The sequence below is a fragment of the Ruegeria sp. HKCCD3925 genome (assembly GCF_057221175.1).
Genome location: NZ_JBWVBI010000015.1, coordinates 1 through 4,476, shown reverse-complemented (window position 1 = coordinate 4,476; position 4,476 = coordinate 1). Strand labels below are relative to the sequence as shown.

At 62.6% G+C, this 4,476-nt stretch carries 3 protein-coding genes; all 3 read left to right on the top strand.

Annotated elements, in window-relative coordinates; translation table 11 throughout:
* Positions 1–1,086 (top strand): glycine cleavage system aminomethyltransferase GcvT (gene gcvT, locus AC2TEM_RS21335; RefSeq protein WP_170426393.1); only part of this gene is annotated, 1,086 nt, incomplete at its 5' end.
* Between the two features lie 17 nt (positions 1,087–1,103).
* Positions 1,104–1,469 (top strand): glycine cleavage system protein GcvH, encoded by a 366-nt coding sequence (gene gcvH / locus AC2TEM_RS21330; protein ID WP_480856414.1) that lies wholly within the window; start codon positions 1,104–1,106, stop codon positions 1,467–1,469.
* 111 nt (positions 1,470–1,580) lie between these two features.
* Entirely contained in the window at positions 1,581–4,436 is a 2,856-nt protein-coding gene (gcvP, locus tag AC2TEM_RS21325; protein ID WP_170663326.1) for an aminomethyl-transferring glycine dehydrogenase, read from the top strand.
* Positions 4,437–4,476: the final 40 nt, after the last annotated feature.

Below are 4,476 nucleotides of genomic sequence, written 5' to 3'. Positions count from 1 at the left end.
TTAAAACGCACGCCTCTTCACGCTTTGCATGTTGAGTTGGGAGGTAAGTTGGTTGATTTTGCGGGTTGGGAGATGCCTGTTCAGTATCCTTTGGGGATTATGGGGGAGCATAAGCAGTGTCGTGAGAAGGCGGCGGTGTTTGATGTGAGCCATATGGGTCAGGTGATTTTGCGGGGTGAGAATGTGGGCGAGAAGCTGGAAGCGCTTTGCCCGCAGGCTTATGCGACGCTGAAAGAGGGCAAGGCGCGGTACGGGTTCTTTACGAACGCAGAAGGCGGGATCATGGATGACCTGATCGTGTCGAACGCGGGCGATCATTACTTTGTGGTGGTGAACGCGGCGCTGCGGCATCAGGACATTCCGCATATGCGTGAGCACCTCGAAGGCGTCGAAGTGATCGAGATTTTCGACCGCGCGCTGGTGGCCGTTCAGGGCCCTGCGGCGGAAAACGTTGTGGGCGAACTGTGCCCCGCCGCGCGGGATCTGAAGTTCATGGAAACCACGGTGGCCGAGATCAACGGCGTCGAATGCCGCATCTCGCGGTTGGGGTACACGGGCGAGGACGGGTACGAGATCTCGATCCCCGAAGACAAGGCGATCGAGATCACCAAGGCGTTTCTGGCGCATGAGGATTGCGAAGCGGCCGGTCTGGGCGCGCGCGACAGCCTGCGGCTGGAGGCAGGTCTGTGCCTTTATGGCAATGACATCGACCAAAGCACCTCGCCGGTCGAGGCCTCGCTGGGCTGGGCGATGCAAAAGCGCCGCAAGGAAGAGGGCGGTTTCCCGGGCGCGGCCCGCGTGCAGAAGGAACTGGCCGAAGGTCCCGCCAAAAAGCTGGTGGGCATCAAGCCCGAAGGCCGTGCGCCAGCGCGTCAGGGCGTGGAAGTGCAGTGCCTTGAGGGCAACAGCATCGGTCAGATCACCTCGGGCGTGTTTGGCCCCACGGTGGGTGGACCGGTGGCGATGGGCTATGTGAGCAAAGGCCATGGCGAGCCGGGCGAGAAGGTGAACCTGATCATCCGGGGCAAGCCGCAACCGGCTGAGATCGTGGCGCTGCCCTTCGTCAAACAGAATTACAAGCGTTGAAGTCAGGAGAGAGAGACATGGCAACCTATTATTCCGAAGAGCATGAATGGCTGAGCGTTGACGGCGACACCGCCACGCTGGGCATCACCAAACACGCCGCCGAGCAATTGGGTGACGTGGTGTTCGTGGAACAGCAGGAAGCAGGCGACGAGTTCGAAAAAGACGGCGAGATCGGCGTGATTGAATCCGTCAAGGCGGCGTCCGAGCTTTACGCACCGGTCGACGGCGAGATCACCGAGGTGAACGAGGCACTGGCCGACAATCCCGGCGCGCTGAACGAAGACCCCGAAGGCGAGGCCTGGATCTACAAGATCAAGATCGCGGACGCCTCGCAGCTCGAAGACCTGATGGACGAGGCCGGCTACAAGGCCTTCATCGGTTAACTCAGGCGGCGGGTCCGTGCGCGGCCCCGCCCCTTCATCTGTTTCCAAATACTTCCGCCGGAGGCTCCTGCCGTCTCCGCCGGGCCTGACCTATCCTTGAGGAGCGCACACATGGCCTTCAAACTGACCGATTACGAAGCCTATGACTTCGCCAACCGCCGCCATATCGGGCCCAGCCCGACCGAGATGCGCGACATGCTCAAGGTGATCGGCTTCAAGACGCTAGACGAGCTGATCGACGCCACCGTCCCGCCCGCGATCCGGCAGAAAGAGCCGCTGGACTGGGGTCCGGCGATGACCGAGCGCGATGCGCTCTTTCACATGAAAGAAGTGGCGAGCAAGAACAAGGTTCTGACTTCGCTGATCGGTCAGGGCTATTATGGCACCACCACGCCGGCGCCGATCCTGCGCAACATTCTGGAGAACCCGGCCTGGTACACGGCCTACACGCCTTATCAGCCCGAGATCAGCCAGGGCCGACTTGAGGCGCTCTTGAACTTCCAGACCATGGTCAGCGACCTGACCGGGCTGGACGTGGCCAACGCGTCCTTGCTGGACGAAGCGACTGCTGCGGCGGAAGCCATGGCGATGGCCAAGCGCGGTGGCCGGTCCAAGGCCAACAATGCAGCCTTCTTTGTCGACAAGAACTGCCACCCGCAGACCATCGCGGTGATTAAAACGCGCGCCGAGCCTCTGGGCATCGAGGTGCAGGTGGCTGATCCGGACACGCTGGATGCGGGCGCGGTCTTTGGCGCCATCTTCCAGTATCCGGGCACGCACGGCCATGTGCGCGACTTCACCAAGGAAATCGCGGCGCTGCATGAACACAAGGCGATTGCCATCGTCGCCGCCGATATCCTGTCGCTGGCGCTGCTGAAGTCGCCCGGCGAGATGGGCGCGGATATCGCCATCGGCTCGACCCAGCGCTTTGGTGTGCCGATGGGCTATGGTGGCCCGCACGCCGCGTATATGGCGACCACCGACAAGCTGAAGCGCTCGATGCCGGGCCGGATCATCGGTGTCAGCATCGACAGCCGGGGCAACAAGGCTTACCGCCTGGCGCTGCAGACCCGCGAACAGCACATCCGGCGTGAGAAAGCCAACTCGAACGTCTGCACCGCGCAGGCGCTGCTGGCGGTGATTGCCTCGATGTATGCCGTGTATCACGGCCCCGACGGCATCAAGGCCATCGCGCAATCGGTGCACCGCAAGACCTCGCGTATGGCTGCCGGTCTGGAAGAGGCAGGCTTTGCTGTGGAGCCGGAAGTGTTCTTCGACACGATCACGGTTGAGGTTGGCCATCTGCAGAAAACGGTCATGGAGGCCGCTGTGGCCCGGGGCGTCAACCTGCGTAAGGTCGGCGACACGAAAGTGGGCATCAGCCTGGACGAACAGACCCGCCCCGAGACCATCGAGGCGGTCTGGGGGGCCTTTGGCATCGACCGCAAGGATGACAGCTCGAACGTGGCCTATCGCCTGCCGGATTACGCGCTGCGCGAAAGCGAGTACCTGACCCACCCGATCTTCCACAAGAACCGGGCCGAGGCCGAGATCACGCGCTACATGCGCCGTCTGGCCGACCGCGACCTGGCGCTGGACCGGGCGATGATCCCGCTGGGCTCGTGCACCATGAAGCTGAACGCCACGATCGAGATGATCCCGGTCACCTGGCCCGAGTTCGGCAACCTGCACCCGTTCTGCCCCGAAGATCAGGCGCAGGGCTATCATGAGATGATCGATGATCTGAACGACAAGTTGTGCCAGATCACCGGCTATGACGCGATCAGCCAGCAGCCCAACTCGGGCGCGCAGGGTGAGTACGCAGGCCTCTTGACCATCCGCAACTATCACTTCGCCCGGGGCGAAGGGCAGCGCAATGTCTGCCTGATCCCGACCTCGGCGCATGGGACCAACCCGGCCTCGGCCCAGATGGTGGGCTGGCAGGTTGTGCCTGTGCAGGCGGATGAGAAGGGCAACATTGATCTGAATGATTTCCGCGCCAAGGCCGAAAAGCACTCCGATCATCTGGCCGCCTGCATGATCACCTACCCCTCGACCCATGGCGTGTTTGAGACCACCGTGCAGGAGGTCTGCCAGATCACCCATGATCATGGCGGTCAGGTTTATATCGACGGCGCCAACATGAACGCCATGGTGGGTCTGTCGCGTCCCGGAGACATCGGCGGTGACGTCAGCCACCTGAACCTGCACAAGACCTTCTGCATCCCCCATGGCGGCGGCGGCCCCGGCATGGGTCCGATCGGCGTCAAAGCGCATCTGACCGAGCATCTGCCCGGCCACCCGGAATACGGCACTGCCGTGGGTCCGGTCTCGGCGGCGCCCTTTGGGTCGCCCTCGATCTTGCCGGTTAGCTGGGCCTATGTGCTGCTGATGGGCGGCGCGGGTCTGACGCAGGCCACGAAAGTGGCGATCCTGAACGCCAACTACATCGCGGCGCGGCTCAAGGATGCCTACCCGATCCTCTACACCTCGGAAACGGGTCGCGTGGCGCATGAATGCATCCTCGACACCCGCCCGCTGGACGAAGCGGCCCATGTCAGCGTCGATGACATCGCTAAGCGTCTGGTGGACAGCGGCTTCCACGCGCCCACCATGTCCTGGCCGGTGGCCGGCACCCTGATGGTCGAGCCTACGGAATCGGAACCCATGGACGAGCTGGACCGCTTCTGCGACGCCATGCTGTCCATCCGCTCCGAGGCACAGGACATCATCGACGGCAAGATCGACGCGGAAAACAACCCGCTGAAAAACGCTCCCCACACGGTGCGCGATCTGGTCGGCGACTGGGACCGTCCCTACACCCGTGAACAGGCCTGCTTCCCCCCGGGCTCCATGGGCGTCGACAAATACTGGTCCCCCGTCAACCGCGTCGACAACGCATACGGCGACAGAAACCTCATCTGCACATGCCCGCCAATGACCGAATACATGGACGCAGCTGAATAAACCTCAATCAATAAACCCCCGCCAACTGGCGGGGGGTTTC